This is a genomic window from Dechloromonas denitrificans, assembly GCF_020510685.1.
Taxonomy (GTDB): domain Bacteria; phylum Pseudomonadota; class Gammaproteobacteria; order Burkholderiales; family Rhodocyclaceae; genus Azonexus; species Azonexus denitrificans_A.
Genome location: NZ_CP075185.1, coordinates 2,210,795 through 2,237,379 on the forward strand (window position 1 = coordinate 2,210,795; position 26,585 = coordinate 2,237,379).

26 protein-coding genes are annotated in these 26,585 nt (G+C 59.7%); 7 read left to right on the top strand and 19 right to left on the bottom strand.

Features of this window, described 5'->3' with window-relative positions; translation table 11 throughout:
* Window positions 1-30 precede the first annotated feature (30 nt).
* The 16 genes from KI611_RS10540 to KI611_RS10615 all read right to left on the bottom strand — a co-directional run bounded on the left by KI611_RS10540 (window position 31) and on the right by KI611_RS10615 (window position 14,417).
* On the bottom strand, window positions 31-1,161 hold the full coding sequence (locus KI611_RS10540; RefSeq protein WP_226419774.1) for an acyl-CoA dehydrogenase family protein: 1,131 nt from the start codon (window positions 1,159-1,161) through the stop codon (window positions 31-33).
* A gap of 22 nt (window positions 1,162-1,183) precedes the next feature.
* On the bottom strand, window positions 1,184-1,966 hold the full coding sequence (locus tag KI611_RS10545; RefSeq protein WP_226419775.1) for an ABC transporter permease: 783 nt from the start codon (window positions 1,964-1,966) through the stop codon (window positions 1,184-1,186).
* 5 nt (window positions 1,967-1,971) lie between these two features.
* A complete protein-coding gene (locus tag KI611_RS10550) occupies window positions 1,972-3,174 on the bottom strand; it encodes an ABC transporter substrate-binding protein (RefSeq protein ID WP_226419776.1) in 1,203 nt (400 codons plus the stop codon).
* A gap of 8 nt (window positions 3,175-3,182) precedes the next feature.
* Complete coding sequence (locus KI611_RS10555; protein ID WP_226419777.1) at window positions 3,183-3,974, bottom strand: ABC transporter ATP-binding protein; 792 nt, start codon at window positions 3,972-3,974, stop codon at window positions 3,183-3,185.
* Between the two features lie 2 nt (window positions 3,975-3,976).
* On the bottom strand, window positions 3,977-4,531 hold the full coding sequence (locus KI611_RS10560; RefSeq protein WP_226419778.1) for a carboxymuconolactone decarboxylase family protein: 555 nt from the start codon (window positions 4,529-4,531) through the stop codon (window positions 3,977-3,979).
* A gap of 100 nt (window positions 4,532-4,631) precedes the next feature.
* Entirely contained in the window at window positions 4,632-5,561 is a 930-nt protein-coding gene (locus KI611_RS10565; protein WP_226419779.1) for an AraC family transcriptional regulator, read from the bottom strand.
* Window positions 5,562-5,688: 127 nt separating this feature from the next.
* A complete protein-coding gene (locus KI611_RS10570; RefSeq protein ID WP_226419780.1) occupies window positions 5,689-6,471 on the bottom strand; it encodes an enoyl-CoA hydratase in 783 nt (260 codons plus the stop codon).
* Between the two features lie 20 nt (window positions 6,472-6,491).
* On the bottom strand, window positions 6,492-7,052 hold the full coding sequence (locus tag KI611_RS10575) for a hypothetical protein (RefSeq protein WP_226419781.1): 561 nt from the start codon (window positions 7,050-7,052) through the stop codon (window positions 6,492-6,494).
* Between the two features lie 3 nt (window positions 7,053-7,055).
* Window positions 7,056-7,850 (bottom strand): CoA-transferase subunit beta, encoded by a 795-nt coding sequence (locus tag KI611_RS10580; protein ID WP_226419782.1) that lies wholly within the window; start codon window positions 7,848-7,850, stop codon window positions 7,056-7,058.
* Window positions 7,847-8,839, bottom strand: coding sequence for a CoA transferase subunit A (locus KI611_RS10585; protein ID WP_226419783.1), 993 nt, complete (start codon window positions 8,837-8,839; stop codon window positions 7,847-7,849). Before KI611_RS10585 ends, KI611_RS10580 begins: the two co-directional genes overlap by 4 nt.
* A 14-nt stretch (window positions 8,840-8,853) precedes the next feature.
* On the bottom strand, window positions 8,854-9,939 hold the full coding sequence (locus tag KI611_RS10590; RefSeq protein WP_226419784.1) for an SCO family protein: 1,086 nt from the start codon (window positions 9,937-9,939) through the stop codon (window positions 8,854-8,856).
* A gap of 3 nt (window positions 9,940-9,942) precedes the next feature.
* Window positions 9,943-10,779 carry an ABC transporter permease gene (locus KI611_RS10595; RefSeq protein ID WP_226419785.1) on the bottom strand — a complete coding sequence of 279 codons (837 nt, stop codon included), beginning with the start codon at window positions 10,777-10,779 and terminating at the stop codon, window positions 9,943-9,945.
* An 11-nt stretch (window positions 10,780-10,790) separates the two neighbouring features.
* Window positions 10,791-11,576 carry an ABC transporter ATP-binding protein gene (locus tag KI611_RS10600; RefSeq protein ID WP_226419786.1) on the bottom strand — a complete coding sequence of 262 codons (786 nt, stop codon included), beginning with the start codon at window positions 11,574-11,576 and terminating at the stop codon, window positions 10,791-10,793.
* Window positions 11,576-12,598 (bottom strand): ABC transporter substrate-binding protein, encoded by a 1,023-nt coding sequence (locus KI611_RS10605; RefSeq protein ID WP_226419787.1) that lies wholly within the window; start codon window positions 12,596-12,598, stop codon window positions 11,576-11,578. Before KI611_RS10605 ends, KI611_RS10600 begins: the two co-directional genes overlap by 1 nt.
* A gap of 205 nt (window positions 12,599-12,803) precedes the next feature.
* Window positions 12,804-14,105, bottom strand: a complete 1,302-nt coding sequence (locus KI611_RS10610) for an NAD(P)/FAD-dependent oxidoreductase (protein ID WP_226419788.1) — start codon at window positions 14,103-14,105, stop codon at window positions 12,804-12,806.
* Window positions 14,106-14,117: 12 nt separating this feature from the next.
* Complete coding sequence (locus KI611_RS10615; RefSeq protein WP_226419789.1) at window positions 14,118-14,417, bottom strand: c-type cytochrome; 300 nt, start codon at window positions 14,415-14,417, stop codon at window positions 14,118-14,120.
* A gap of 291 nt (window positions 14,418-14,708) precedes the next feature.
* Here KI611_RS10615 and KI611_RS10620 point away from each other — a divergent pair, with 291 nt between their 5' ends.
* The 3 genes from KI611_RS10620 (at window position 14,709) to KI611_RS10630 (ending at window position 17,275) form a co-directional block, all read left to right on the top strand.
* A complete protein-coding gene (locus KI611_RS10620; protein ID WP_226419790.1) occupies window positions 14,709-15,095 on the top strand; it encodes a hypothetical protein in 387 nt (128 codons plus the stop codon).
* A 165-nt stretch (window positions 15,096-15,260) separates the two neighbouring features.
* Window positions 15,261-16,328: a sulfate/molybdate ABC transporter ATP-binding protein gene (locus tag KI611_RS10625; RefSeq protein WP_226419791.1), complete on the top strand. Its 1,068-nt coding sequence runs from the start codon at window positions 15,261-15,263 to the stop codon at window positions 16,326-16,328.
* Window positions 16,329-16,339: 11 nt separating this feature from the next.
* Entirely contained in the window at window positions 16,340-17,275 is a 936-nt protein-coding gene (locus KI611_RS10630; protein WP_226419792.1) for a CysB family HTH-type transcriptional regulator, read from the top strand.
* 320 nt (window positions 17,276-17,595) lie between these two features.
* On the opposite strand, the gene KI611_RS10635 is transcribed toward KI611_RS10630, so the two are convergent.
* On the bottom strand, window positions 17,596-19,743 hold the full coding sequence (locus tag KI611_RS10635; RefSeq protein ID WP_226419793.1) for a carboxy terminal-processing peptidase: 2,148 nt from the start codon (window positions 19,741-19,743) through the stop codon (window positions 17,596-17,598).
* Between the two features lie 296 nt (window positions 19,744-20,039).
* Here KI611_RS10635 and KI611_RS10640 point away from each other — a divergent pair, with 296 nt between their 5' ends.
* The 3 genes from KI611_RS10640 (at window position 20,040) to KI611_RS10650 (ending at window position 24,866) form a co-directional block, all read left to right on the top strand.
* A complete protein-coding gene (locus KI611_RS10640) occupies window positions 20,040-22,076 on the top strand; it encodes a hypothetical protein (protein WP_226419794.1) in 2,037 nt (678 codons plus the stop codon).
* A 22-nt stretch (window positions 22,077-22,098) separates the two neighbouring features.
* Window positions 22,099-23,130, top strand: coding sequence for an ATP-binding protein (locus tag KI611_RS10645; protein WP_226419795.1), 1,032 nt, complete (start codon window positions 22,099-22,101; stop codon window positions 23,128-23,130).
* 452 nt (window positions 23,131-23,582) lie between these two features.
* Window positions 23,583-24,866 carry a hypothetical protein gene (locus KI611_RS10650; RefSeq protein ID WP_226419796.1) on the top strand — a complete coding sequence of 428 codons (1,284 nt, stop codon included), beginning with the start codon at window positions 23,583-23,585 and terminating at the stop codon, window positions 24,864-24,866.
* Window positions 24,867-24,977: 111 nt separating this feature from the next.
* Here the strand turns inward: KI611_RS10650 and KI611_RS10655 are convergent, their stop codons facing one another.
* Window positions 24,978-25,295: a helix-turn-helix domain-containing protein gene (locus tag KI611_RS10655; protein WP_226419797.1), complete on the bottom strand. Its 318-nt coding sequence runs from the start codon at window positions 25,293-25,295 to the stop codon at window positions 24,978-24,980.
* Window positions 25,296-25,330: 35 nt separating this feature from the next.
* Here KI611_RS10655 and KI611_RS10660 point away from each other — a divergent pair, with 35 nt between their 5' ends.
* Window positions 25,331-25,834 carry a hypothetical protein gene (locus KI611_RS10660; RefSeq protein ID WP_226419798.1) on the top strand — a complete coding sequence of 168 codons (504 nt, stop codon included), beginning with the start codon at window positions 25,331-25,333 and terminating at the stop codon, window positions 25,832-25,834.
* A gap of 300 nt (window positions 25,835-26,134) precedes the next feature.
* Here KI611_RS10660 and KI611_RS10665 read toward each other — a convergent pair whose 3' ends face one another.
* Window positions 26,135-26,530, bottom strand: coding sequence for a hypothetical protein (locus tag KI611_RS10665; protein WP_226419799.1), 396 nt, complete (start codon window positions 26,528-26,530; stop codon window positions 26,135-26,137).
* Between the last annotated feature and the right edge of the window lie 55 nt (window positions 26,531-26,585).

A 26,585-nucleotide genomic window follows, 5' to 3' on the forward strand; every position in this document is an offset into this window, starting at 1 on the left:
ATAACCATTGGTTATTGCACAGCACTGCGTTTAATTTGCGCCGGCCTCCCGCCGCGCAATCTCGCGCCGCAGATGTTTCAGCGACGGCGTCACGATGGCGACGAAATAGGCTTCGCGCAGGCGGCGCTGGGCTGCGGCGGTGCGCAGGTAGCCGCGCGCGCCCTGATGCAGCATCGCCGCATTGGCGGCTCGCAGCGACAGTTCGCCACCGGCCAGGCGGATGCGCAGGACGTCGAGCAGCAGCTCGGGTACCTCGGCCGGCGCGACGCCGGCATCGAGGCGGGCCGCCAGTCGGAAGACCTCGGCCTCGGCGCCGGCCAGCGCCGCCCGCAGATCGTCGGCCTGGTCGTCCTCGAAGCAGTTGATGTGCTGGTGCGTCCGCTCGGTACTCTCGACCAGCCGGATACAGTCGCGGATCAGGCCGATGCCCATGCCGAGCTGCGCCAGGATCATGCCGGGCTGGATGCGCGGCAGGTAGTCGGCGGCCTGCGCCGGTTGGGCGAGGACCCGTGCATCGTCGATGCGCACGTTGCGGAACTGGCAGGCCAGCGTGCGGGTACCTTCGAGTGCCGTGAAATGGGCGCCTTCGACCAGTCGGAAACCCGGCTGGTCGCATTTGACGATGAAGAAAACCAGCCGGCCATCACCATCGACCGGGCAGCCGGTGACGAAGATATGATCGGCGCCAAGGTTGGAGACCCAGGGCAGGGTGCCGTTGATTTCATACCCCCCATCGACGCGCCGGGCGGTGAGCAGGAAGCGTTCGATCTCGCAGCACGACTTCAGGGTGTTGGACAGGCCGGTGCCACCTAGTTGGCGACCGCTGGCCAGACCGGGCAGGAATTCGGCCTTGGCCGCGGCGTTGTCGGAAAGCTGGATGTAACGGGCGCAGGCGGTCTGGCACCAGTGGGTGAAGGCCGTCGACAGGCAGGTCTCGCCGATATTGGCCATCTGCGCGATGGTGTCGGCGATCCCCTTGCCGTTGCCGCCGTATTCGGGCGCAATGACGCCGGCAAAGACGCCGAGCTGGCCGGCGGCGCGCAGGAAGGCTTCGGGGTATTCGCCGGCGAGATCGATGGCGGTGACGTGCGGCGCCAGGGCGCGGGCGATCAGGGCGTCGAGGGTGGCCGATTCAGCCAGACGGGTTTCGACTGCAGTCATGTTTGTTTCCTTGTCAGTTGGCTCACGCGCCGCTCCAGCGCTGGTGGGCGAGGCGGGTCAGCCAGTCGAGCGCGAAGCCGAGCAGGCCGATGAACAGCACGCAGGCCATCAGTTCGCCATAGGCCATGCGGTCGCGGGTGTCGAGGATGAAATAGCCGAGACCGGCATTGACGCCGAGCATCTCGGCCGGCACCAGCACCACCCAGATCAGGCCGATGGCGAGCCGGATGCCGGTCAGAAGGTGGGCCGCGATGGCCGGCGCGGTGACGTGCCAGAGCCGTTCGCCGGCATTGGCGCCGAGGCTGGCGGCGAGGGTCAGCCAGAGCGGGTCGATGGCCTTGATGCCGGAAGCGACATTGAGGACGATCGGCCAGACTGCGGCAAAAGCGATCAGGAAGACGACCGGCGCCTCGCCAACGCCGAGCGTCATCACGGCAAGCGGCATCCAAGACAGCGGCGAGATCATGCGCAGGAACTGGAAGGTGGTCGAGGTCAGGCGGTTGAAGGTGGCGCAACTGCCGGCGAGCAGGCCAAGCGGCACACCGATCAGCAAGGCGATGAGCAGGCCGAATCCGACCCGTTGCAGGCTGGCCAGCGCATGCCGCCAGATGTCCTGGCCGCTGGCCAGTTCAAGCATCGCCAGCCAGGTCTTTTCCGGCGAAAAGCGCGCCGCCATCAGGGAGTCACGCCCCTGGCCGTGGATCGCCAGCCACCACAGGCCAACGGCCAGCAGCAGGCCGCAAAGCGGCCAGGCGACGTGGCCGACGGTTGCGCGCAATGAATTGGGGCGTGAGGAGACGGGCATGGTCGTCAGGCAACAAGCGTTTCGCTGCGCGTGAATTTCTCCGGCAGGCCGAAGGCCTTCAGTCCGCCGAGCGCGGCGATCGACTTCCTGACGAAGCGGTCGTCGACCAGATCCTTGGCGACGAAAGCCGGATCGAGAGCAGCCAGGAACTTGTTGTCGCCTTCGACCTGGGTGTTCTTCAACAGCTTGACCAGTTGCTCGGTGTAGGACGGGAAGGGGTAGGGCTGATATTCGATGCGCTCGTCCTTCCATTCCGGGTGGCGGATGGCGCCTTCCTTGACGTACTGCTGTTGGCGCTCGGCGTTCGGCACCAGCACGCGCTCCAGCACGGCCGGCGGGAAGGGGGTGTATTTGCCCGGCGCGTCCTTCGACAGCAGTTGGGCGCCTTCCTTGCGGTTGTCACGCAGCCAGTGCTGGGCATTGACGATGCCATTGACCACCTTCTGCGACCATTCCGGGCGCTCCTTCAGGTCGCGCTCGTGCATGGTGACGACGCAGCACGCGTGTTCGCGCCAGACATCGCCGGTGAAGCGCAGCACGCGGCCGATGCCGTTGGTTTCGGCGGCGGCGTTGAACGGTTCGGCGACGATGAAGCCGGCGATGGCGCCGTTGGCCAGGGCCGGCCCCATGTCGGGCGGGGCCATGATCGACAGGGCGACTTCGTTGGCCTTGAGTTCGCCGGCCGGCTTGGTGACGACGGTCAGGCCGTTTTCGCGCAGCAGGTGCTGCAGCACGACGTTATGCACCGAGTACCAGAAGGGCACGGCGACCTTCTTGCCGCCCAGGTCCTTGACGTTCTGGATGTTGGGCGCGACGGTCAGCGCCGAGCCGGACATGTGGTTCCAGGCCACGACCTTGGCCGGGAAGTTGCTGCCGTAGCGCGCCCAGACGGTCATCGGCGAGAGCAGATGCACGACATTGACCTGGCCGGCCATGAAGGCCTCGACGATCTGCGCCCAGGAGCGGAACAGCTTGGGCGCTTCGACTTCCAGGCCCTGCGCTTCGAACAGCTTCTTGCTGTGCGCGACGAGCAGCGGCGAGGCATCGGTGATCGGCAGGTAGCCGATGCGCACCGGGTCGTTCGGGTTGGCGGCGCGCGCCAGTTGCGGCAGGGCAAGGCTGCCGGTCAACAGGGCGGAAAGGCGCAAAAAGTCGCGGCGGGAGAGCGGCAGGTCGTCGCTCAGGTTGGCAAGCAGATCGTCGTTCATGGCAACTCCTAAAGGTCGGGAAACCAGGCTGTGCCCGGGTTGGAAAGTGAATCGAGAATTTCTTCGCGCATCGCGTTGAGGGCCGGCGAGCGATGCTGGCGCGGCGCCTTGCCGCCCGGTCGCCATTCGCCGACGATGCGGGCCGGCCCGCCGTCCTGGCCGCCGGCCAAAAGCAACACGCGATCGCCGATGCGCAGCGCCTCGTCGATGTCGTGCGTGACCAGCAGGGCGGCGCTCTGCTGCTGGTGCGCCAGGGCGAGCAGCAGATCCTGCATCGATTCGCGGGTGATTGCGTCGAGCGCCGAAAACGGTTCGTCGAGGTAGACGATTTCCGGGTTGCGCGCCAGGGCGCGGGCCAGGGCGACGCGTTGCGCCATGCCGCCGGACAGCGCTGGCGGCTTCTTTTTCGCGTGTTCGCTGAGGCCAACCTGGGCCAGCACGCGTTCGATGTGCTGTTGCCGCTCGCTGCGGCTGCTCGTCGGGCGGCAGGCGAAATCGAGGCCAAATGCCACGTTGTCGGCCACCGTCAGCCAGGGCAGCAGGGCCGGCGACTGGAAGACGACGCTGGCCTTGGCGGCCCTTTTTGCACCATTTTCACCGTCGACCGATACGTCGCCGGCGCTCGGCTCGGCCAGCCCGGCAAGCAGGCGCAGCAAGGTGGACTTGCCGCACCCGGAGGCGCCGATCAGGCAAACGATCTCACGCCGGCCGATGTTCAGGTCGACGCCGGCAAAGACCGGGGCGCCACCATAGGAAAACGCCAGTTGGCGGGCGGCCAGCAGGACGTTTTCAGTCGTCACGCTCAGGCTTTCTGCCAGCGGTAGGCAGCGAGCTCGGGATTGAGTTCGGTGCCGGCCAGCGAGTTGCTGAAATTGCACAGGGTGGCCAGGGCGACGCCGAGTATGACTTCGATGACCTGCTGCTCGCCGTAACCGGCGGCCTTGAAGGCAGCCAGTTCGGCATCGCTGACCACACCCTTGCTGCGGATGATGGCGCGGGTGAAGGCGGCCAGCGCTTCGAGTTTGGCATCGGGCAAGGTGGTCTGCTGGCGCAGGCCTTCGACCAGTTCGGTCGGCAGGTTGCCCTGCTTGTAGGCGATCGCCGTGTGGCCAGCAACGCAGAAGGTGCAGCCGTGGTTGGTGGCGGCGGTGATCTGTACCACTTCGCGCTCGGCCAGCGTGAAGCTGCTGCGGCTGTTGATCTCGGTCACCGTCAGATAGGTTTCGATGGCGGTCGGTGCATTGGCCAGCACGCCCAGCAGATTGGGGATGAAGCCGTTCTTGGCCTTGGCTTTGGCGAGATAGGGTTGACTGGCTTCGGGGGCTGATTCCAGGGTCTGGATGGCGATGCGTGACATGAAAACTCCGTGCGAAATGGGCTGACTGGATTGTCCGGTGGCTGCCGTCCACCCTCAATGTGCAAACGTCGCGTTCTTTTGTTCGTTCGTCTCGCTCCGCCTAGGCAACCGGCCCCGGGGCCGGCTGGCGGGAGCGCCGGTAGGCGCCGGGCAGCACGCCGGTGGCTTTCTTGAAGGCCCGCGAGAAAGCCGCGTCGGACTGGTAGCCGACCTTCTCGGCGGCGCGGGCCAGACTCACGCCATCCTCGATCATCTGGGTGGCCAGCTTCATGCGGATTTGCAAAAGGAAGTGGCTCGGCGAAGCGCCGCAGGTCTGGGCGAAACGCTTGAAGAAAGTGGCGCGCGACATGTGAGCAAGATCGGCCATGGCTTCCGCCGTCCAGTCCTTGCCCGGCTCTTCGATAATGGCCTCGAGCAGCGGCGCGAATTCCGGCCGACCGAGCATGGCCCACAGCCCGGCCGTAACTTCGCGCCGCTGGCACAGGTGGCGGATGACGTAGAAGAAGAGCAGGTCAACCAGACGGCTGATCAGCGGCGATGGCTCCTCGCCGCTAGCCATGGCTTCGGCCAGGATCAGCTCGAAGAGCGGACGGGCTTCGCGGAGGTATTCGCCATCTTTCGAAATCACCACGTAGTCGGGGAAGGAACCGAGAAAGACACTGTTCAGGCTGGAGCTAAAACCAAAAAAGCCGCAGGCCAGCGCAACACTTTCGGGAACGACCAGATCAAGGGCCGTCATGCTGCTGCGTGGCGCCTGGGCGGCAACCACCGGGTCGGCCAGCGGGCTGAGATAATGGACAACGTCGCGCAGGAATATCACCGCGTCGCCGGCCCGCAACGGGTGAACGCTGCCTTCATTCGGCAGGTGCAGCCAGCAGTCGCCATTCAACACCAGATGGAAACCCGAGCGTGCCAGCCCGCTGGTCGAGGCTTTCCACGAGCCGCAATACTGCCCCAGGTGAAAAAGCGTGGTTTCCAGTTCCAGGCTGCCGAGCAGCCAGTGAATCAGGCGATCGTGGCGAGAAGACATGCGGACCTCTTGATTACTTGTGTCCGCCGATCATAGGAAGGTGCCGGGCCCAACCCAACGAAGAATTCACGATAAGGATATTCGGATTGCCTGGGTTGGCGGCCCGGCTTTTCGAGAGCGCCCGTATTCAGCGGCCGCACCAGGTCGGAACGCGCTTGTCGATGAAGGCGTTGATCCCCTCCTGCGCATCCTGCGCCTGCAGGTTGGCGACCATGACGTCCTTCGTATAGGCATAGGCCTCGGCCAGCGGCAGTTCGGCCTGGCGATAGAAGGCCTCCTTGCCGATGGCCAGGGTCAGCGGCGACTTGCTGGCCAGCTTGCGGGCCAGGGCCAGGGTATGGCTTTCCAGCTCCGCCGTCGGGACCAGTTCGTTGACCAGGCCGAAACGCCAGGCGGTGGTGGCATCGATCAGGTCGCCACCGAGCAGCATCTGCATCGCGTGTTTCGGGGCGACATTGCGCGACAGCGCCACCATCGGGGTCGAGCAGAACAGGCCGATATTGACGCCGGGCGTGGCAAAGCGGGCATCGTCGGCGGCCACGGCGAGATCGCAACTGGCCACCAGCTGGGCGCCGGCGGCGGTAGCGATGCCATGGACGCGGGCGATCACCGGCTTGGGTAGCTTGACGATGGCCTGCATCAGCTCGGCACAGTCGGCAAACAGCTGTTCGGTGTAGTTGCTGGCATATTCGGCGGCGCGCAGTTCCTTGAGATCGTGACCGGCGCAGAAGGCCGGGCCGGCGCCGGCGAGGATGACGACGCGCACGCTGTCGTCGGCGGCAAGCGCCGCAAAGGCGTCGAGCAGGGCGCGCAGCATGCCTTGCGACAGCGCGTTGCGGGCCTGCGGCCGGTTCAGGGTCAGGGTGGTGACGCCGTTATCGTCGTGGCGCAGGTAGAGGGATTCGGACATGGTGACTCCGGAAAGGTGGATTAAGCGGCTTCGGCTGGCGGCCGGTAACTCCAGCGCGGGATGATCAGCAAAGCCAGGATCGAAAGAAGGGCGGCGACAATCAGCCCGCCGGTGAGCAGCGGGCGCTCGGCCAGGTGTTCCGGGTAGAGCCGGATGACGACACCGATACCGATGGCGTTGGCGCCGCTGGCCAGCACGGCCGCCGCATAGTCGTGAAAACGGCGGACCTTGTTGACGCCGCTCGCCCAGCGCGGATCGGTGTTGTAGCTGGGCAACTGGTGATGGGCATTGGCGATGCGCTCCAGGCTGGCCAGAAAGGAGCGCAGATTGGTGATGGCGCGTTCGGTCTTGTAATTGAGGAAGGCCAGGCAAACGGTGGTCACCGGGAAGGCAAAGACCAGCCATTCGACCGGCAAGTGCCGGCTCGATTCGCCTGGGTGCAGGGCGAACAGGCCGGCCAGCAGGCTGGCGGTCAAGGTCACGTAGAGCGTCAGCGCCTGGTGACGCTGGACGATGCGTGAATTGACCTCCTGATAGGCAGCGATGAAGCGGTAATTGGCATCGACGCCTTTTTCGCTCATGCCTCAGGCCTTGCGCAGCGCACCGGTCTGATCGACGCGGCGCAGCGCGGCCAGCTCTTCGGCCGTCGGCTCGGGCACGACATGAACACTGGGCGAAACCTTCAGATCCCAACCGGTGTTAGCGAGGATTTCCTCGACGCTGGAGAAGGCGTAATAGGCCTCGAGGATGAATTCCTTGCTGACCGGGTCCGGGCGCAGGATGCCGAGCGTGGTGATGATGGCGGACGGTCCCTTGCCGACGAAACCGTAGCGTTCGCGGGCGTTGCCGCCTTCCAGGTAGCCCGGCGAGCTGATGTAGCTGACCTTGTCGGCAAAGCGCTTGGCTTCATGGGTAACCATGATGACGACGCGGCCGGCGCCGCAGGCGATGTCGTTGGCCCCGCCGGCGCCGGTCAGGCGGGTTTTCGGCAGGCGGTAGCGGTCGCCGATCTCGCCTTCCCAGATGCCGGTGGTGTTGACGTTGCCGAACTTGTCGACCTGCGCCGCGCCGATGATGCCGACATCGCAGCGGCCGGAGGCGACGAGAAAGCCGATGGCGTCGATGGCGTTGGTGAAACTGGTGGCATTGGCCGAGATACGGTTGCACTCGATGCCCCAGGGCAGGCCGCCGACCGGCGTGGCGCCATAGACGCCGCCTTCGGTCATAGCGCGGATGTTCGGCGCGTGGCAGGCCTGGGCAAAGTAGCCGGCGAGCATCGAGAGGCCGACGCCGAAAATTGCCAACTCGCCGTCGTGCAGTTCGCGGCCGGTGGCGATCGCCATCATTTCCTGGCGGCTGTAGGGCAGATTCTCGCTCATGCTGCCACCTCCGCCGTCAGTGCCGCGATTTCCTCGGGCGTCTTGATCCACTGCCGGAACGGATCGAGAAGGAAGCTGGTGGCGCTGTCGCTCAAGCGGGCGATGTTGTCGCGGCCGATCAGGTCGAGATAACCGTCGATATCGCCATAGCTGTCGACGAAGTCGCGGACATAGTCGGCGGTACCTTGTTCGGTGGCCAACGCCTTGTTCATCAATTTCATGTGCGCCTCATCGACGTCGTAAAGCCCGGGTGATGACTGCGGCCAGGCGGCGAAGGGGTGATAAACCACGGCTTCGACGATGATGTCGGGGATGCGCACGAGGTTCGGGAACTGCCGCATGCAATCGGTATCGACGATGGCATCGGCAATCAGGATGACTTTCCTGGCGGCGCGCGACAGCTCGAAGCGGCTCCATTCGGTGCCGAGCATGATGGCGTTGCCGAGGGGGTCGGCCAGCGAGACATGGATGGCGGCGAGATCCGGCTTGAGCGGGCTGAAGGCACCGATTTCGCGGCCGGAGAACGGATCGGTGACGGTCGGGATCTTGTGCTTTGCCGGGTATTCATCGGGTGCGAAGGCGCTGCGGTCCTGGATGTCGGAGCCGATATTCACCGTCGCCGGCACGAACGGCCAGTTCATCGCGCCGCCGAGCAGGCGAACGGCCATGGCCAGGTTGGAGTAATCCTCCAGCGCCAGTTGGCCGGATTCGACCGCCCGGCGCAGGCCGTTGGCGAAGCCGAAGACCTCCAGCCCGGAAAAGCCGCACTCGGCCTTGCTGACTGCGCCGGCGCCGGCCAACAGATTCAGTTGCTGGGTATTGCAGTGAAAGATGGCGTGCAGGTCGCGGCGTTTCTGGCGCACCAATTCACGGCCGAAGGCGATGGCGTCGGAGCCGACGGGGAGGGCGGCGCCGCTGGCGTACTGCATGCCGTCCCAGGTATAGCGACGGACAGCTTCGGCCAGAGGCAGCAGTTTGTTGCTGGGCATTTCGGTGTTTCCGGTTAGTGTTGAGCGAGTTGACGGCGACGGCTGGCGTCGGCCGCGATGCTGGCAAGATCGGCAGCCAGTTGCTTGAGCGGCTGGCCGTAGGGCGACAGGCCGAGCAGACGGCCGTCGGCGTCAAAGAGGAAGATGCCTGCGGTGTGATCCAGCGTGTACCCCATCGATGCCGAAGGCTGCTTGTCGGCCACCAGTTGCAATTGGCGGATCAGGTTTTTCGTCTCGGCCGCGTCGCCACGCAGGCCGAGAATCGGCCTGCCGCCGTCCGGCCGGAAGGCCGTTGCGTAGTCCTTGAGCAGGGGAATCGCATCGCGCTCGGGGTCGAGCGTTGCGAACAGCACCTGGACTTGCGATTTGAGGGCCGGCGGCAGCGCTTCGACGGCCGCCTTCAGCTCGGCCAGCGTGGTCGGGCAGACATCCGGGCACTGGGTATAACCGACGGCCAGCGCGACGCCGAGACCGCGAAAGTCGGCCAGGCGATGAGTCTGACCATCCGTCGCGGCAAGCTTGAACTCGGGGTGCAGCGGCACGGTAGCGGTCGGCGGCTCGGCATTCAGGCGCAAGTTGGTGGCATGGGCCGCCTGGCGGGCCGGGGCGACGAAGGGACGTTGCTCATAGCGCGCACTGCTCACGTAGTCGGCCAGTTGGCGGAAACCGTTCTGGTCGAGCGTGCCGGTAAACCGGTAAAGCACCTGTCCGTCGCGATTGAAAAAAGCGTAGGACGGCGTGGCGACAGCCCGCAGGCGCTGGGCAAAGGCGGCCGGGGTCGATGGCCGGCCGGCCGGATCGACCAGGCTGTCGCTCGTCGAAATGTCGATGCTGACCGTGCGAAACTTCCGCTTGAAGGCTTTCTCGATGGCCGGAACGGCGTGTACCTGCCGTTCCATTTCCAGACAGCCCGGGCAGTCGGGCAGGGTCAGGAAGACCGCCAGCTGCTTGCCTTCGGCTGCGGCGGCCCGCACTTCGGCCTGCAGGTCGGTCGTTGTCCGGGCAAACAGTGCGGCGTTGGCCGGGCCGGCCGGCGTGCCGAGGGCCAGCAGGGCAAGAGCCAAGCCCAGCACCCGCTGGTACGACAAGCGATAACCCATGACTCAACGCTGCCAGAACAGCGCGCGGCGCTTCAGTTTTTCCAGCCCGGTCATCGCCAGGAAAGTCACCAGCCCGGTGTACAAAATGCCGGCCACCATCTTCGGATAGTCGGCAAAGTCGGCGTAATACTGGACGAAACGCCCCAGCCCGGCATTGGCCCCGAACAGCTCGGCAACCGTCAGCAGGATGAAGGAAAAGCCGAGGCCGACCGCCATGCCGGAAAAGATGTGGGGCAGGGCGGCCGGAAAGACGACGCGCCAGTGGTATTCAAAGCCGGTGAGGCCAAGCGTCCGGGCGTTGTCGCGGTAGCGCTCTTCCAGGGCATGGGCGCCGGCGGCGGCATTCTGGAAGATCGGCCAGAAGGCGCCGATGAAGACGACGAAAATGGCCGACAACTTGAAGGTCGGCAGAATGGCGATGGCGTAAGGGATATAGACGGTCGGCGGCACTGGGGCGACGACCCGGGCAAAGGGAAAGAAGGCCCGCTGCAGACGCGGCGAGGTGCCGATGCCCAGGCCGGAGACGATGCCGAGCAGGGCGGCGAGCAGGAAGCCGGGGACCAGGATGGTGAAGGACGAGATCGTTCCCTGCCAGAGCTCGGGCAGCGCTTCCCACAAGGCGCGGGCGGTGACGAGCGGGCCGGGAATCAGCGGGTTGTCGCCGAGCGGGGTGTATTCGGCGGCCAGGAACCAGCCGCCGAACAGGACGATCCAGATCAGCGAGGCTTCGACAACGTTGGCCAGGCGTGCGCTCAAGGGCGTTTCGGCCGGTCCGTCGATGACTTGTGGCGTCGGCGTCACCGAGACCTCGCGGGATTCGAGGGTGAGTGTTTCGGGCATGGAATTCTCCTTTACGCCGCAATCAGCTGACGCAGCGTATCGGCGGCCAGCGTTTCGGCGATCGATTCGCGCAGGGTATGGAAGGCATCGCTGTCGAACAGCGTGCGGCGGTCGCGGTGCCGGGGAAACTCGACCGGCAGGTCGGCAATCACGCGGCCCGGCGTCGAACCGAGGATCACCACGCGGTCGCCGAGATAGAGCGCCTCGTCGACATCGTGTGTGACGAAGACGATGGTTTTCTTCGGCGTCGCGGCTTCCCAGATTTCCAGCAGCAAGTCCTGCAATTTGGCGCGGTTGACCGGGTCAAGGGCGCCGAACGGTTCGTCCATCAGCAATAGCGGCGAACCGAGAGCGAGGGCACGGGCGATGGCGGCGCGCTGGCGCATGCCGCCGGAAAGCTCGAACGGGTATTTGCCGATGGCGCTTTCCAGTCCGACCTTCTTCAGATAATCGGCGGCTTCGGCCTGGCGGTCCGCCTTGCGGGTTTCCGGGCGAGCCTTGCCGATGGCGATGGCGATGTTGTCGACGACCGACATCCAGGGGAACAGGGCGTAGTCCTGAAAGACCACGCCACGTTCCAGTCCCGGACCGGCAATGGCGCTGCCTTTCCAGGCCAGGCGGCCCCGTTCGGGAAACTGCAGACCGGCGATCAGGCGCAGCAGGGTCGATTTACCCGAGCCGCTAGCGCCGAGCAGCGTGACGAACTGTCCGGTCGGGATCGACAGCTTGATCCCGTCGAGAATCCGGGTGGCGTCGTAGGAAAAATCGACGCCATCGAGAACGAGGCCGTGGCTCATTACGCGTCCTTCTGCTTGAATTCCTTCTGGAGTTTTTTCCAGAAAGGATCGGCCGGGTTTTCCCGGGCCAGCTGGTTGAGCGCCTTTTCGTAGATGCGGGCATCGATGGCGGCGTTCAAGTCCGGCTTGCTGGTGATGAACTCGCTATTGACCATGACGTCGGCGAAGCGCTTGACGCCCTTGACGTTGGGGTCGCTCGACTGGTCAAGATACTGCGAGTAATAACCGCGCCAGAGCAATTGCTGGTCGAGCTTGATGTACTTGGCGATCGACTCGATGGTTTCCTTCTTGTTCTCGGCGGCGAATTTCTCGGCCTTCAGAATGGCCCGGACGAACTTTTCCCAGGTCGCTTCGTTCTTCAGGCTGGCTTCGGTAACCACCAGGCGGCAGCACGGGTGCGCCGGTTGCAGGTCGGTCGAGTGGATAACGATTTTCAGACCCTGGTCTTCGGCGCGCAGGTCATGCGGCCCCCATACCAGGCCAGCATCGACCTGGCCGGACTTGACGGCTTCGATGACGGCGGGCGGGTTCTTCAGTTCGAATATCTGGACATCGGTCTTCCAGTTGATGCCCTTGTCCTTGAGCGCGCCGCGCAGCACCGCATCGCCGGAAGCCATGCGCACCGTGGCGATCTTCTTGCCCTTGAGGTCGGCGATCCCGGCGATCTTGCCGGCGTTGGCCGGGGTCGCGATCAATGCCGCGTCACCGCCCATGATGCCGCCGATGATCTTGATCTTGGCGCCCTTGGAGAGGTGGGCGACCGGCGCGGTGGTACCGAAGGCACCGACATCGAGCTTGCCGGCGATGATGGCATTGAGGCCGTCGGCCGAGTTCTGGAACTCGATCAGTTCGACGTCGAGGCCTTCCTTGGCGAACAGGCCTTGTTCCTTGGCAACGAAAAACTTGCCGTGGCCGGTGACCGGCAGATAACCGACTTTCAGCGTGTCGGCGAGGGCGCTGGAAAGGCCGCCGGCCAGGGCAAGCGCGGCGACCAGAGCCTTGATGGAATACTTCTGTTGCATGGAGTTCTCCTGGTTCAGGGTGGAATTGATCTGAACCAAGTTTGCCGGCTGGTAGCGCACAACTGAACGATGGAATTCTTCGCTGTTTATATCTTTCGACATATATACGCCGGAATGGCGCGCCCCGACTCAAGTTGCCGCCCAGTAAAAAGCCGCCGCACGCCCGGCTGGTGGGCGGTGCGGCGGCCAGTGGCGGGCCGGTGCCTCAGCTCAGCGTGTCGGACCAGATGTTCCTGGCCCAGGCTCTGGCGAACAGGCCTTCTTCGACCGAGGGTTCCTTCGAGACGCCGCCCGAACCTTCGACCACCAGCAACTGTTTCTTCTCCGGGTCGTAGCGGTGCACCGAATCGACGTGAATGCCGCGCCGAGCGTCGACGAGCGAGTAGCAGGTGTTGGCCATCAGCATCGGCTGCGCCGGGCGACCGGAGAGGATCTCGACGATTGCTGCGGCTGCCGCCTTGCCGTGCTGGTTGGCCATGTGGCCCGATTTCGGCATCAGCGGCGATGACAGCGTGGCATCGCCCAGCACATGCACGTTGCTGACCGCGGTCGATTCGAGCGTCACCCAGTCCACGGTGGCCCAGCGGTTGTTGGCATTGATCACCCCGGCATCGCGGGCCAGCTTGCCAGCGGCCTGCGGCGGAATCAGGTTGATGATGTCGCCACGCTCCTTGTCGCCGATCTCGCTGGTGACGGTCTGCGTTGCGGCATCGATCTCGGTGGTATTCCAGTTCGGCCGGTACTCGATGATGCCCTTGTAGTCGTTGGCCCAGACATCGGCAAACAGCTTGGTCTTGGAAATGATCTTGTCGTTGCCATCGAGAACCAGGACCTTCGAGTTCGGCTTGTGCGTCTTGAAATAATGGGCGATCTGGCTGGCCCGCTCATAAGGACCGGGCGGGCAGCGATAGGGCGCTTTCGGAATGCTCAGCACGAACGTACCGCCATCCGCCAGATCGACCAGTTGCTGGCGCAGGGCAATGGTTTGCGGACCGGCCTTCCAGGCGTGCAGGATCTTCTGCTGCGCCTTCTCGTCGTAGCCGGCGACGGCGCCGAAATTGAATTCGATACCCGGCGAAATCACCAGCCGGTCGTAGCCGAATTGCTCGCCGTGACTGGTCCTGACTTGCCGTTTTTCCGGATCGATGGCGCTGACCTCGGCGTGTACCACCTTGATGCCCCAGTTCTTCTTCAGGGCATCGTAGCTGTGGACGAGTGAGGCGTAGTCGCGATTGCCGGCCAGTACCTCGTTGGAGGTCGGGCAGGAGATGAATTCCTTGTTGCGTTCGATGAGGACGACCTCGATGGCGCCATTGCTCCATTTGCGCAGGTATTTGGCCGCGGTGGCGCCGCCGAAGCCGCCGCCGATAACGACGACGCGGCCGAGTTTCCGGTTCTTTTGCGGTGCGGCGAACGCCCCACCTGGCAACAGGGCGGCGCCGGCCAGTGTGGCGGAAGCGCCAAAGGCCTGGAGCAGGCGCCGGCGATCGTTGTTGATCTGAGACATATTTAGCGCTCCTTATTTCTGACGGGAGAAGTAATCCGCCAGCACGGCGATTTCTTCGTCCGTGTAGCCTTTGGCCAGCTGATGCATGATCGTCGCCTGCTTGGTCCCGCCCTTGAAGGCCTTCAGCGCTTCTTCGAGATAGGCCTTGTCGCGCCCGGCAATCATCGGAATGGCCGAGTTGGCCTTGCCTTCAGTGCCGTGGCAGTTGAAGCAATTGCCGACGAAGTAGGGGAAGGGGGCCACGGGCGGCCTGTCGCTCGCCGACGCGACCGAAGCTGCAAGCAGCCCGAGCAGCGGAAGGAATCTTTTCATGGGTTGTCCTGTTCTTCGGAAAAGGCCGGAGGTCCGCAACTGGACTGCGTTTACCGGGCATTCAAACAGGCGCGAATGTGCGTCAGCGGATCGCGAATGCAAAGGAGTTTTTTTGCATAAGCTTAGAACGCGCCGGGCGGGTGAGGGCGGTAGATTGCCGGTTGCTGATCATTCGGGCATATCGATATCAGAAATATGTCGTTTTCCGCCGGCATCGAGCTCACTACGCTTCGTCCAAAACCAATCCTGGAGAAGTATCCATTCTGGATGTGCCTGCCTATGGCTGACGAAATGAGTGACTGCCCGCCGGGCAGCAAACCCGATGAACGCCCGGTGGCAACTGCACCGGCTGCGATGAACGAATTACCGACCTTGCAGCGGAATGCGCTACGCAAGATATTCGATCGTCCGCAATTCACGCCGGAAGAAGTGGCTGCCCTTGGCTACCGGCGCCTGCAGCAAGCCGAGGGAATCGGTGCCAAAGGGCTGAGCGCGATTGCCGACTGGCTGAAAGCCCATGGCCATCAATTGCCTTTGCCGCCGCCGACGGTGGGCGTGCCGTCGGATGTTCCGAAGAAGACCCGCCGGACCATCGAGATGGCCCTGCGGCTGTTGCGCACCCATGGTTACGAGGTGCAGCAAAAGGCGGCGCCAGCCAGCCAGCGGAAGGCGCGCTAGCAACGCCCCTGATGCTAGTCGGCCGGTTGCTTATGCAAAAAACGGATTAGCTTCTTCGTTTATGTTATTTCTGCTTATAAGTAACTTTCCTTAGACTTCCGCTCATCGTGTTGATTCTGCTAACCGCGGTGGATAGCCAGATCGACAATGCCTCGGAGGTTGAACATGAGTATCGCCATTCGCAACATCAGCAAGCAGTTCGGAGCCTTTCAGGCGCTGGATGACGTCTCCATCGACATTCCTTCCGGCGAACTGGTGGCGCTGCTCGGACCTTCCGGCTGCGGCAAGACGACACTGCTGCGCATCATCGCCGGCCTGGAGTATGCCGATCGGGGCCAGATCCTGCTCGAAGGTGACGACGCCTCCGACCGCCATGTGCGCGAGCGCCAGGTCGGTTTCGTTTTCCAGCATTACGCCCTGTTCCGCCATATGACGGTGTTCGACAACGTGGCGTTCGGCCTGCGTGTCCGGCCGAGAAAATTCCGGCCGGCCGAAGCCGAAATCAAAAAACGCGTGACGCGCCTGCTCGATCTGGTTCAGTTGGGCTGGCTGGCCGACCGCTTCCCCTCGCAGCTGTCCGGCGGCCAGCGCCAGCGGATAGCCCTGGCCCGGGCGCTCGCCGTTGAGCCGAAGGTGTTGCTGCTCGACGAGCCGTTCGGCGCGCTCGATGCCAAGGTACGCAAGGAATTGCGCCGCTGGCTGCGGCAGTTGCACGATGAAATTCACGTCACCAGCGTTTTCGTGACGCACGACCAGGAAGAGGCGCTCGAGGTGTCCGACCGCGTCGTACTGATGAACAAGGGCAAGGTCGAACAGATCGGTGCGCCGGATCAGGTATACGACCATCCGGCCACATCCTTCGTCGCCAGCTTCCTGGGCTCGGTCAATCTGTTCCACGGCCGGGTCGAAGATGGCCATCTGCATGTCGGCGAGCACGCCCTGACACTTGGCCACGGTCACGAGCCGAGCGAGCAGGCGGTCGGTTATGTCCGGCCGCACGAATTCGATCTGCTGCCAGCCAATGCCCCGGAGGGCGGGCTGCCGGCAAGAATCCTGCGAGTGATCGCCATTGGTCCGCTGGCCCAGGTCGAACTGAGCCGGCCGGATGGCGAATTGGTCGAGGTGTCGGTGTTGCGCGAAGTGCTCGCTGCGTCGGGCCTGCGCGAAGGTGACGATGTCGCACTGCGGCCGCGGGCCATTCGCGTATTCCAGAACAACCGCCTGGCGGCATAAGAGGAAAAACCATGAATTTTCAGCAACTCAGAATCGTCCGCGAGACGGTTCGCCAGGATTTCAACCTGACCGAAGTGGCCAACGCGCTCTATACCTCGCAGCCTGGCGTCAGCAAACACATCAAGGATCTTGAAGACGAGTTGGGCATCGAGATCTTCATTCGCCGCGGCAAACGCCTGCTCGGGCTGACCGAGCCGGGCAAGGAACTGGTCGAAGTGGTCGAGCGTATCCTGCTCGACACCCAGAACCTACGCCGCATCGCCGACCAGTTCGCCAGCCGCGAAACCGGACATTTCGTTGTCGCCACGACCCACACCCAAGCCCGCTATGCGTTGCCGAAGATCATTCAGTGGTTCAAGGCCGACTACCCGAAAGTGCATTTGTCGCTGTTGCAGGGAAGCCCGCGGGAAATCGCCGACTTGCTGGCCTCCGGGCAGGCCGATGTCGGCATCGCCACGGAAAGCCTCGACAAGGTTCCCGAGCTGGCCTCCTTCCCGTTCTATTCCTGGCACCATGCGATCATCGTGCCGAAAGGACACCCCTTGCTCAACGTCGGCGAAATCACGCTGGAGACGCTGAGCGAGTACCCGATCATCACCTACCACGAAGGCTTTACCGGTCGCTCCCATGTCGACCAGGCCTTCGCCGATGCCGGGATCGTGCCCGACATCGTCCTCTCCGCCATTGATGCCGACGTGATCAAGACCTATGTCGGTCTCGGCCTGGGCGTCGGCGTGGTGGCCTCGGTGGCCTATGACGTCGAGCAGGATCGAAGCCTGGAACTGATCCCGGTCCCTCACTTGTTTCCCGCCAATACGACACGCCTCGCGGTGCGGCGGGGAACCTACCTGCGCAGCTACGCGCACGCCTTCATCGAGAAAGTCTGCCCTGACATCGGCGAAGATCTGATCAAGGCCGCCCTCAAGACGCAGAACGGGGCTGAATAAGTATTCTCAAGTTACACCAATCGAAATTAATTAACTGATGTATGATTGCAGCTGGAACTGAAGTCCAGCTCAAACGAATTGAGGTGGAGGAGACAAAAAAATACAAAAGCCCGCGCTAGACGGGCTTTGTTATTTCAGGGGCAACATAAACCTATATGTTGCTATCGCCTGCAGGCGGTGACAGACAAAAAAATGCCCGCACGAGGCGGGCATAAATCCATTTCTTGGAGGAGATGGAGGAGACAAGGTCTTATTCTCCTCCTATCGTTTGTGCACTGCAACATTATTTTGTATCACAGTCTTTCTTTACGCTTAAGCCGTTATCGGCTGTCGGCTCGTTTGTCGCCCGGGATCTTCGCCGCCGGCTTCGTAGCGGGTTGGCTGGGCCGCACCGCGACTGTCTGCAACTCAAGTTCATCACCGAGAATCCGGACCGCTTCGGTCAGGAGGATGTCCTTGGCCTTCTTCCGTTCCTTGACCGCCGCCAGCTCACTGCTGAGCGATCGTTCGCTGGCTTGAAGACCGTCGTCGCGCTGCGTATCACTGATCTTTCGAGCATTTTCCTTGCCATGGTTCTTGCCTGTTTCCCGGCTGGCCAGGGCTGCCTCGCGGGTCTCGCGTTCCTGCCGTCGATCCGCCTCGTTCAGTGAAATCTGGTTTTTCTTGCGCAGGTTGTTGATCTCGGCCAGATCGTCGCGCAAGTATTTGAATTCCTTGTCATCCTTTATCCGGCTTTCGTGGCGGGCCAGCAAGGCGGGCAGTTCGTTTCCGATAGCCCGGGCCGACACGTAGTCGACTGCGGCGATTTGCCCCCAGGGCAGGGCGTTGGTAAAACTGGCTTCGCCATGATTTTCGCTATCGATCAAGGTCGGGAAGCCAATATCGGGGGTTACGCCGCGTAGCTGGGTGGTTCCGCCGTCAATCCGGAAGAACTGAGCTATCGTCATTTTCAGTTCCCCGTATTGCTGCTTGTCGCTGCGTGCCATGCGGTCGAGGTTGAGCAGGGATTGCACGGTTCCCTTACCGAAACTGGGCTCGCCGATGATCAGTCCGCGCCCGTAATCCTGGATCGCCGCCGCGAAAATCTCCGAGGCGGAAGCGGATTGGCCGTTGATCAGCACGCCCAGCGGACCGTTCCAGGCGGCGCCGGCCTGGGTGTCGCTTTCGACTGAAATTCGGCCACGGGCGTCGCGTTGCTGGACCACTGGCCCGGTGTCGATAAATAGCCCAGTCAGTTCGACCGCTTCGGACAGCGAGCCACCGCCGTTGTCGCGCAGGTCGATCAGGATGCTATCGACCTTTTCCTTCTTCAATTCAGTAAGCAGCCGGGCGACGTCGCGGGTGGCGCTCTTGTAATTCGGATCGCCTTTTTGTCTGGCGTCGAAATCCTGATAGAAAGAGGGCAGGGAGATGATCCCGATTTTCCGGGCAGTCCGACCGCTGGTCACTGGCAGCACGGATTTCTTCGCGGCCTGCTCGGCCAGGGTGATTTTCTTGCGAATCAGGGATATCCGTTTGTGGCTGCCATCGGGGCCTGCATCGGCGGGAAGGATATCAAGGAGAACGACCGAATTGGCCTCGCCACGAATCAGGCCAACGGTGTCGTCCAGTCGCCACCCCAGGACATCGGTCAGCGAACCGCTTTCGCCCTGACCGACACCGACGATGCGGTCGCCGACCTTGAGCTTGCCGGAGACCGCGGCCGGCCCGCCCGCCATGAGCTCACGGATTGTCGTGTACTCGTCTTTTTCTTCCAGCACGGCGCCGATGCCGACCAGGGACAGCTTCATCGAGATGCCGAAATTTTCCGAGGCACGGGGACCGAGGTAATTGGTATGGGGGTCGATGGCGGTCGTGTAGGCGTTCATGAAAATCTGGAACGCATCCTCGCTCTTCAGTTTTTCAATCCGTTTGATCGAGGCTTCGTAGCGTTTATCAAGCGTTTCGATGATGCTTTTATCGGCTTTTTCCGCCAGTTTCAGGCGCAGCCAGTCGTTTTTGACGCGTTTACGCCATAACTCGCGCGCTTCCGCGTCGGATTTTGGCCATGGCTCTTTTTCCCGGCGGTATTGAAAGGTTTCGTTCTGCTGAAAATCGAATCCCTCGGGAAGGAGGCTGCGGGCGTAGGAGAAGCGTTCGATCACCCGAGTCGCATAAAGATTGAAGATCGCAAAGGGCAATTCGAGCTTGCCACTGATGATCGCGTCGTCTAGCCGGGTGCGAATGCCGGCCAGTTGATCAATGTCAGTCTGAATGAAGAAATACTTTTCGGTATCGAGCGACGAGAGGTAGCGCTCGAGTATTTTTTCCGACAAGGCGTCGTCGAGAGCGGGCGCCTGGTAATGGAAACGGTTCAGCAGTTCCTGCGTTAGATAGGCCGCCTGCGCCTGTTGGGGCGATGGGCTCAGCTCCACTGCCTGGGCACTCATCGACAGGGCAAGCAACAACCAGTAGAAATTTTTTCTCATGCAGACACTCCGGGGTTTCCAGCCATATTAAACGTTGAAACGGACGCACAGGCGGATTTACATCTGACTACAAATAGGTTGCACCGTTTAGTTACATAAATGTGTATCAAAGGTTCACCTGACAGCACCAGCGTTAAGAGCTACATAGCAACAATTTTGTGTTTAAAAACACTACATAACAATGCATCCACAGCAGAAGTAAACAACAAATTGATGAAGTGATGAGCTTGGTGATTTGGTTTTCTAAGAAAAGTATCTATGCTGAACAAATGATTTAAGCCGTCTCAGGAGCATCCATGACGGAGGATTCGGCAACGCTTAGCTATCCATTTCCCGTGGCGAGACGGATTAAGGGCATGTCGGGTACTGCCCATGAGGACTTGCGGACTTGGCCAACAGTATTCGAACCGGCACTTGGAACCAATGTCTCCCGGTATCTAAAGCGCAAGCGTGCCGTTATTGAGTACCTCAGCGGAGCTTCAGATGCCAGTTTGAAGCGGCAGTACGGGATAGGCATGAAAGGAGTCTATCGCCTTATTCGCCGATGTCTCGAAGCGCATCATGATGGGCAAATCTACGGTTGGCGCGGCTTGGTTCCCTATGCACGCCAAGAACCCTACACACGGACCAAAGTAATCACGGTAAATGGCGCCGGTAAAGGGGCTGCTGGAGCGCTGACGACAGTCCTAGCACTTGAAGGAGATCTTGGAGAGAGGTTCAACAAGCGAATTCTTAAAGCACCAAGTGACGACAAACTTGAAGAGAAGCGCAACCGGACTGCTCACTGGAGGTGGTTACTAGGGGAACTGAGAAAGAAGGGCTACGAAATTAGGCATGAGTGGCCGTTCAACACCGAAAACATGGGCTACGTCTCTGTTTGTCGTTACGTCAAAGCTGTCTTGGCTGCTAACCCTACCCAGGGGGCAATGATTGAGGGAGGAAAGGACGCACAAAAGAAACTGAAATCCAGTGACGGCGTCGAGCGTCCGGTTGAGCACCTCTTACAGCGGGTCGAAATGGACGCTCACAAGACCGATGGACGGTTCTGCGTACTGTTTCCACGGGGTGACGGAAGCTATGCCGCTAAGATTGTTCACCGCCTTTGGGTAATTGTGCTGCTGGAAGTTGTCTCTCGCGCGGTGCTCGGTTACTACCTTAGCTTTCGGTACGAGGTTTCGAAGGATGACGTCCTTCGCGCCATTAAAAGAGCACTGACCAAATGGCAACGCCGCAGCATTGCTTTTGGTGACGAGGCGTACTATGAGGAAGCAGCGCTGCCTTCTGGCCATAACGATCGATATATCGGTATGTGCTGGGACGAAACCAGTGTCGATGGGGCGCTGGCCGAAACCTCGATTCATGTGCGCCAGGTCCTCGACGACATAGTGGGCTCAAGGCTCCTTGATCCTAAGACCAGCTTTGCTGTGCGGCGTAGCATGGATGACAGGCCGTTCGTCGAGACTTTCTTCAGGCGCTTGGGGGCAGGGGGGTTCCAACGCCTTACCAATACAACTGGCGGTAACCCGAAGGGCAAGAAGGGGCGCGACCCCGAGGCTGTCGCCGTCAATAGTCGCTTTCAGGTTGAATACGCCGAAGACATGCTCGACATCCTGATCGCGAATTACAACGCGACCGAACACCCGAGTCTCGGTGGCCGATCACCTCTTGAATACCTCGATTTCCTTAGTTCTCGACCTGGAGCACCTGACCTTCGGTACGCGGACTCCAGTGAAGTTCAGCGCATCTTGAGCTATAGAAAGCTTTGCACAGTTCTGGGCAACCTCGCGATAGGAAGGCGACCTTACGTTAACTTTGCCGGAGCCAGCCACCACGGTGACGCATTGCAGCAAAGATTTGACCTTGTCGGCAAGAAAATCTGGGTAGAAAACCACATTGAATATGATGCGCGTGTTGCGCTAGCCTATACGGTGGAGGGAGAGTCGCTTGGTGTCCTTCGGGCAGCCCCTCCTTGGCACAAGACACCGCATAGCCTGGAGGTGCGCTCTGGAATCACAGCGTTTTTTAGACGGAAACGGATTAGTACGCTTGCGCTCGGTGACGCTATTCAAGCGTTTCATAGGTACTGCGAGGAATATCAAGGGAAGCTGCCCGTTCATCCAGCCTATCTGGAGTCGCTACGGGTCTTGGCAATGTATGCGGAGGCTGACGTTGGAGCTTCGGTGCTAGACGCGGCTTTGGCGGAAGCGGAGGGCGGGGCCGAGCAGCCATCTACTGATTCTGCAAAGCGAACAAAGGAACCTTCAGGCCAGCCCTTGCTGGTGCCCGATCAGGTGCCTAACCTTCCTTCGCGCCGGAAAGCTGCAACCAAGTAACGGCATTAGAGGACATAATTCGATGGGCGCCACTAGGCAGCATTCTTTAGCCACCTCCGCTGACGACCACCCGATTGTCACCCAAGAGTATGCTGTCTACACGCCGCCTATGGATGCAATGATTGGTACCATCGGTAACTGGATCGATCAACGTGTGACCGGCGGTTATATTTACGGTCCCTCGCGCTTCGGTAAGTCGCGAACCGTGAAGTGGTTCATTCGGACTGAACTCGAAGCGCGATTTAAAGAAAAGCTGCCCCTCATCGTTTGGATCCGAAAGGACACGCAGGTGATGGGTGAAGCCGAGTTTTGGAACATGCTACTGCTCGCCGCAAAATTTGAGTTCATCGACCCGCTTAAACCGAAGAAGAAGTCAGTTGCCCGATTCCTGTTTTCCGAGCATCTACAGACCCTGGCCCGCTCGAGTCGCCGCAACTATGTGGTACTTATCATCGACGAAGCACAGCGTGTCAGCACCAACGAATTGACGTGGCTCATGGGGGTCCAGAACGAACTCGACGACCAAGGGATTCGTATGACGACGGTGCAGGTCGGATCTCATGTACTTGGTTACGTGCCCGATTACCTGGCGCGAACGGGCTACGCTCATGTTACCGCTCGCTTTTTTGCGCAGGATGCGGCATTTCACGGCATTCGTAGCGTTGATGAACTTAAGTATGTACTCAACGGGTATGACATCGATTCTGAGTGGCCCAAGGAAAGCGGGATTTCGTTCTTAAAGTTCTTTGCCCCAGAAGCCTTCACCGTAGGACGCCGCCTTTCTAATCATGCTTCTAATTTTTGGGAAGCTTTTTGGGAACTCAGGCCGCCTGAGCTGAAAGAAGGCAAAAGGGCCCGTATCCCGTTTGAGTTGCCGATGATGCACGTAGCGGTGGCTGTTGAGTCGATCCTAAAAGACCTGGCGGCGGGCAAGGATTGGGATAGCGTGATGGAGAAGCGTTATCTACTCAATACCATTGCCAGGTCGAAGTTTACCGACTTTCTCAGAAGGCTATTGCCGCCAGTTTTGGATCCCCATAAAAAATCATCGTGATCCCAGACGTGTCTCACATTGTCAGCACATAGCACTGAAAGCTATTGCAGCGACTAGCGGATGATGGTCAATGTGAAGTGGTTCTATTCCCTCAGCAGAAACGAAATAAGGTGATTGTTACTACAGGCCTCTACAATAATCTTCAAAAATTCAAGTTGTCAAGGTACCCTGTTAGCCCTTTTAAAAGGGGCGACATCAATATGAAGTGGGTCGCGAAACTTCGGAGTTATTAAATCGGAAAAATAGAAAGTGAACTTCGCGAGTCAACTATTCGACCTAGAATAAATTGGGGGCGAGGCCGATTACTGCCTTATGAGTCGCTAGAAGCATTTTCAGCAAGATTTTGTGTCCTAAACGACATATCGGGTAGGGAATGTCGAAAATTCTTTTCTCAGCTAACGGGGTTACATGATTGGTGGGCTACGGGTTTTTTTGGTGAAGCAATAAGGGGAGTGGCACGACTGCTTGACGAGCCAGAGTCGACTGTAAATTCGCTGGCAGGAGGAACTTTAACTCTACCTATATGTTATGGAACATTTTCATTTGCATATCAAAAAAGACAATGGGATGGTCAGGTTTCATATTGCCCAGAGTGCCGGAAGTTTGGGTACCATGCATCGTTTCATGATGTATGGTGGTTGGCGCAGTGTCCTATTCATCGTGTCGATCTTGTCCATTGCAACATCAATCAACCCTACGGCGTCCCAGTTTTTGATGCATATGGTAAGGAACTCTGGAATATTTTCGATCGAGGCACCGAAAAATGGTTGAGCATTTGCGATTCATCTAGGGTTGCGAGCTTGTTAGCTTCTTCAATGTTCCGAGAATTTCACGATTGGCTGCAATCGGTACATTTATACGCAAATAGATGTATGGCGATGAATGTGATTTCGATTTATGGTGAAGGTTACACGGATAGGGATCTCGGGGCGCTCCTTGGACGCCTTGAGTGGAGTCATCCACTACCGAATCGGTTGAGTAAAATATTTAAAGAACAGCCGCTTCGACAGGAACCAGCGATCACGGAATGTGGCGTCAAAGCGGCACGTCACCTAAAAGATATCCTTAACATTATCGATTACGATTCGTTATCGAACTTCTTTCGCAAGACCTTTATTCTCAACAAGGAAACTCCTCCAGCCCGGCAACTCGTTGTTGATGCTGTCAAAAAATTAGTGAAGCATGAAACACCCAGGAAAACCAGTTGGGGTTGGCTTCGGAATGTTGGCTGGATACAGATTGATCCAAATGGCTGGCCATATTGGCAAATAGTCAAATCTAATAAGTATTTGATTCGCCGGCTTCGAGAAAAATGGATAGATTTTTTCGAGGAAGATTCTTCCAATACCAAAATTCAGAACGAATGGTATGAATACCATGAATGGGCAAATATACTGCACAAAAAAGGTATCGTTGAGCCCCTTCGGAAACACCTGCTGGATGATGCCACCATTTACATGTCCAATCGAATTCAACCTCTAGTTAAGTTTTCGATTGGATCAGACGTGAGAGAGTTACTCGAACTCTTGCTGTACTACGAAGCGTCTGCTGATGTCGAGGATACCTATCTCTGGCTTGAAAGTATTAGAGAAGGGAGGGCGCCGTACAATTTCCCCCTAATGACTGCATCCAATGGAAATCTATTTCTTGAAGACCAAAAGGCATATTTCATGGTTTGGCCAAGAGTGAGGCGGTGCCCAGCGGGATACGACGTTCGAGAAATCCAATCGCGATGAACAACATCGACTATATCGTTGATCGTGATTCCGAACCGTTTGTAAGGGGACTAATGTCAAATCGCTTGTCTGGCCTGCTCAATCAGAAAGTACCCAGGCCGCACTAACGAACTACTGCAGTTTTGTTCCGGTGTTATCGGTGAATTGTGAAAGCAAGCGTTTGGTTTCCTGGCAGACAATTTCCACCGCATCAGCGTTTGGATGGCTATTGCTGGACAAAATGCTGTAAGCCAACAAGACCAGAGAGGCTGGATGAATGGCCATGACGCGGGCGATCTCATCAAGTTTGTCGAGGGTAGGGCTTTTTAGACCCCGTTCGAGCGTGCTCAAGTAGGTCCTGCTGGATACGAGTCCAAAGTCCTCTTGGGTCAGATTCCGGTTTTTCCTGATCGCTTTGATGGCGATGGCCAGGGCGTCGTGTAGATTCATTTTGGGTTCTGGAGTCATGCCCCAATGAACCCAAAATGAACACTATTGAACTACAATCTATAGTGTTCATTTATATCGCTGACTCGATGTTTCTTACTACTCCTTCAGATCGTCATCCCATCAAATCTGCCATTGCCGGACATGGTTGTGATGTCTGGACCCACATCACACTGACCGTGGATTTTCCTTGGTATTGTTTGTCCTATTCCAGGCGACATGGAGCAAAGATCGGTGTCGAGGGAACTGAATTCCTCACTAAACCAGACCAAGTGGCTGAATTTCTGATTCAGACCGACAGCATCATCCAGGTAGATCAGTTGCTCCTCGTCAGTCCGCCTCGACTCAATCGGACAAAACACTGGCAGATGGAACTTCTCGCCGAAGTTTGGCGCGGGCGCTTCAAGGACAGCGGCTTTTATATCCATGTTTATATACTCCAAGATGGGCGACGCTACGTTGATGCCCCTAATCCTGGAGACTGGCGGGCATTGAAGAATTTGACGCAACTCGTTCAATTTTCTCCGCCCGACGTTGATTGACGCATTCGTTTCAATGCATCGGCTACTGAAGCTGCCGGTTTTCGTGTACTAAAGAAACGATTTAGCATTGATGGCATGAAATTGCACAATGGTCACGCGCCTTTTCTTCGACTGTGAATTCACCGATCAGAGGGATTCATGGCCCGGGTCATGGCGACATAGAGGAGTCGTCGTTCCTCCTCGATTTCCTGTTCGCTGCCCGTCGCCATAGCCAACGCTCTGGATGGCCAAATCCAAAACCGCCAGGAAAACACAGAGGCTGGCCGGCAAACACTCGCTGCGAAATAGGCGGCCCAACTTCTACTGCGGACCGGCACTCCGATAAAGATCGGGTGCAATGATACTGACCGGGAAGGATTTGGTCTTACGCAACGCCATCGATACCGCCGGTTCAGCCAGCAGGGCATGGTCGACGCGGCGACTGACCAGTAGCTGCATGGCATCGAGAGACGAACCGACGTAGCGCAGCTTGAAATTCTTCTTGGCTTCCAGCCCCTGCTTTTCTGCAATCAGGTCGAAAACGATGTCCGGCATGTCGGCGCGAAAGGCATGGCAATTTCTTTGCCCTTGAAATCCGCCAGTGTCTTCGCCTCGTTGTCGCGCGACACCATCCACAGCACGCCCAAAGTCGAGACATCCGGCAATTTGAGGCCAGTGCCACAGATGTGCCGATGTGTGCTCGCACATGATGTTCATTGCACCCTGGCTCTCCTTGAAACAGGCAGAAGTGCCCAATGCATATCTAGTACTG

Bases quoted from the DNA above. Each gene is read 5' to 3' on its own strand.
- KI611_RS10570 (WP_226419780.1), bottom strand. From the start codon at position 6,471: ATGTCCGAATCCCTCTACCTGCGCCACGACGATAACGGCGTCACCACC.
- KI611_RS10605 (WP_226419787.1), bottom strand. From the start codon at position 12,598: ATGCAACAGAAGTATTCCATCAAGGCTCTGGTCGCCGCGCTTGCCCTG.
- KI611_RS10655 (WP_226419797.1), bottom strand. From the start codon at position 25,295: ATGAATCTACACGACGCCCTGGCCATCGCCATCAAAGCGATCAGGAAA.
- KI611_RS10625 (WP_226419791.1), top strand. From the start codon at position 15,261: ATGAGTATCGCCATTCGCAACATCAGCAAGCAGTTCGGAGCCTTTCAG.
- KI611_RS10590 (WP_226419784.1), bottom strand. From the start codon at position 9,939: ATGGGTTATCGCTTGTCGTACCAGCGGGTGCTGGGCTTGGCTCTTGCC.
- KI611_RS10565 (WP_226419779.1), bottom strand. From the start codon at position 5,561: ATGTCTTCTCGCCACGATCGCCTGATTCACTGGCTGCTCGGCAGCCTG.
- KI611_RS10545 (WP_226419775.1), bottom strand. From the start codon at position 1,966: ATGCCCGTCTCCTCACGCCCCAATTCATTGCGCGCAACCGTCGGCCAC.
- KI611_RS10600 (WP_226419786.1), bottom strand. From the start codon at position 11,576: ATGAGCCACGGCCTCGTTCTCGATGGCGTCGATTTTTCCTACGACGCC.
- KI611_RS10615 (WP_226419789.1), bottom strand. From the start codon at position 14,417: ATGAAAAGATTCCTTCCGCTGCTCGGGCTGCTTGCAGCTTCGGTCGCG.
- KI611_RS10630 (WP_226419792.1), top strand. From the start codon at position 16,340: ATGAATTTTCAGCAACTCAGAATCGTCCGCGAGACGGTTCGCCAGGAT.
- KI611_RS10640 (WP_226419794.1), top strand. From the start codon at position 20,040: ATGACGGAGGATTCGGCAACGCTTAGCTATCCATTTCCCGTGGCGAGA.
- KI611_RS10635 (WP_226419793.1), bottom strand. From the start codon at position 19,743: ATGAGAAAAAATTTCTACTGGTTGTTGCTTGCCCTGTCGATGAGTGCC.
- KI611_RS10595 (WP_226419785.1), bottom strand. From the start codon at position 10,779: ATGCCCGAAACACTCACCCTCGAATCCCGCGAGGTCTCGGTGACGCCG.
- KI611_RS10585 (WP_226419783.1), bottom strand. From the start codon at position 8,839: ATGCCCAGCAACAAACTGCTGCCTCTGGCCGAAGCTGTCCGTCGCTAT.
- KI611_RS10660 (WP_226419798.1), top strand. From the start codon at position 25,331: ATGAACACTATTGAACTACAATCTATAGTGTTCATTTATATCGCTGAC.
- KI611_RS10560 (WP_226419778.1), bottom strand. From the start codon at position 4,531: ATGTCACGCATCGCCATCCAGACCCTGGAATCAGCCCCCGAAGCCAGT.
- KI611_RS10645 (WP_226419795.1), top strand. From the start codon at position 22,099: ATGGGCGCCACTAGGCAGCATTCTTTAGCCACCTCCGCTGACGACCAC.
- KI611_RS10610 (WP_226419788.1), bottom strand. From the start codon at position 14,105: ATGTCTCAGATCAACAACGATCGCCGGCGCCTGCTCCAGGCCTTTGGC.
- KI611_RS10620 (WP_226419790.1), top strand. From the start codon at position 14,709: ATGAGTGACTGCCCGCCGGGCAGCAAACCCGATGAACGCCCGGTGGCA.
- KI611_RS10575 (WP_226419781.1), bottom strand. From the start codon at position 7,052: ATGAGCGAAAAAGGCGTCGATGCCAATTACCGCTTCATCGCTGCCTAT.
- KI611_RS10580 (WP_226419782.1), bottom strand. From the start codon at position 7,850: ATGAGCGAGAATCTGCCCTACAGCCGCCAGGAAATGATGGCGATCGCC.
- KI611_RS10540 (WP_226419774.1), bottom strand. From the start codon at position 1,161: ATGACTGCAGTCGAAACCCGTCTGGCTGAATCGGCCACCCTCGACGCC.
- KI611_RS10665 (WP_226419799.1), bottom strand. From the start codon at position 26,530: ATGAACATCATGTGCGAGCACACATCGGCACATCTGTGGCACTGGCCT.
- KI611_RS10550 (WP_226419776.1), bottom strand. From the start codon at position 3,174: ATGAACGACGATCTGCTTGCCAACCTGAGCGACGACCTGCCGCTCTCC.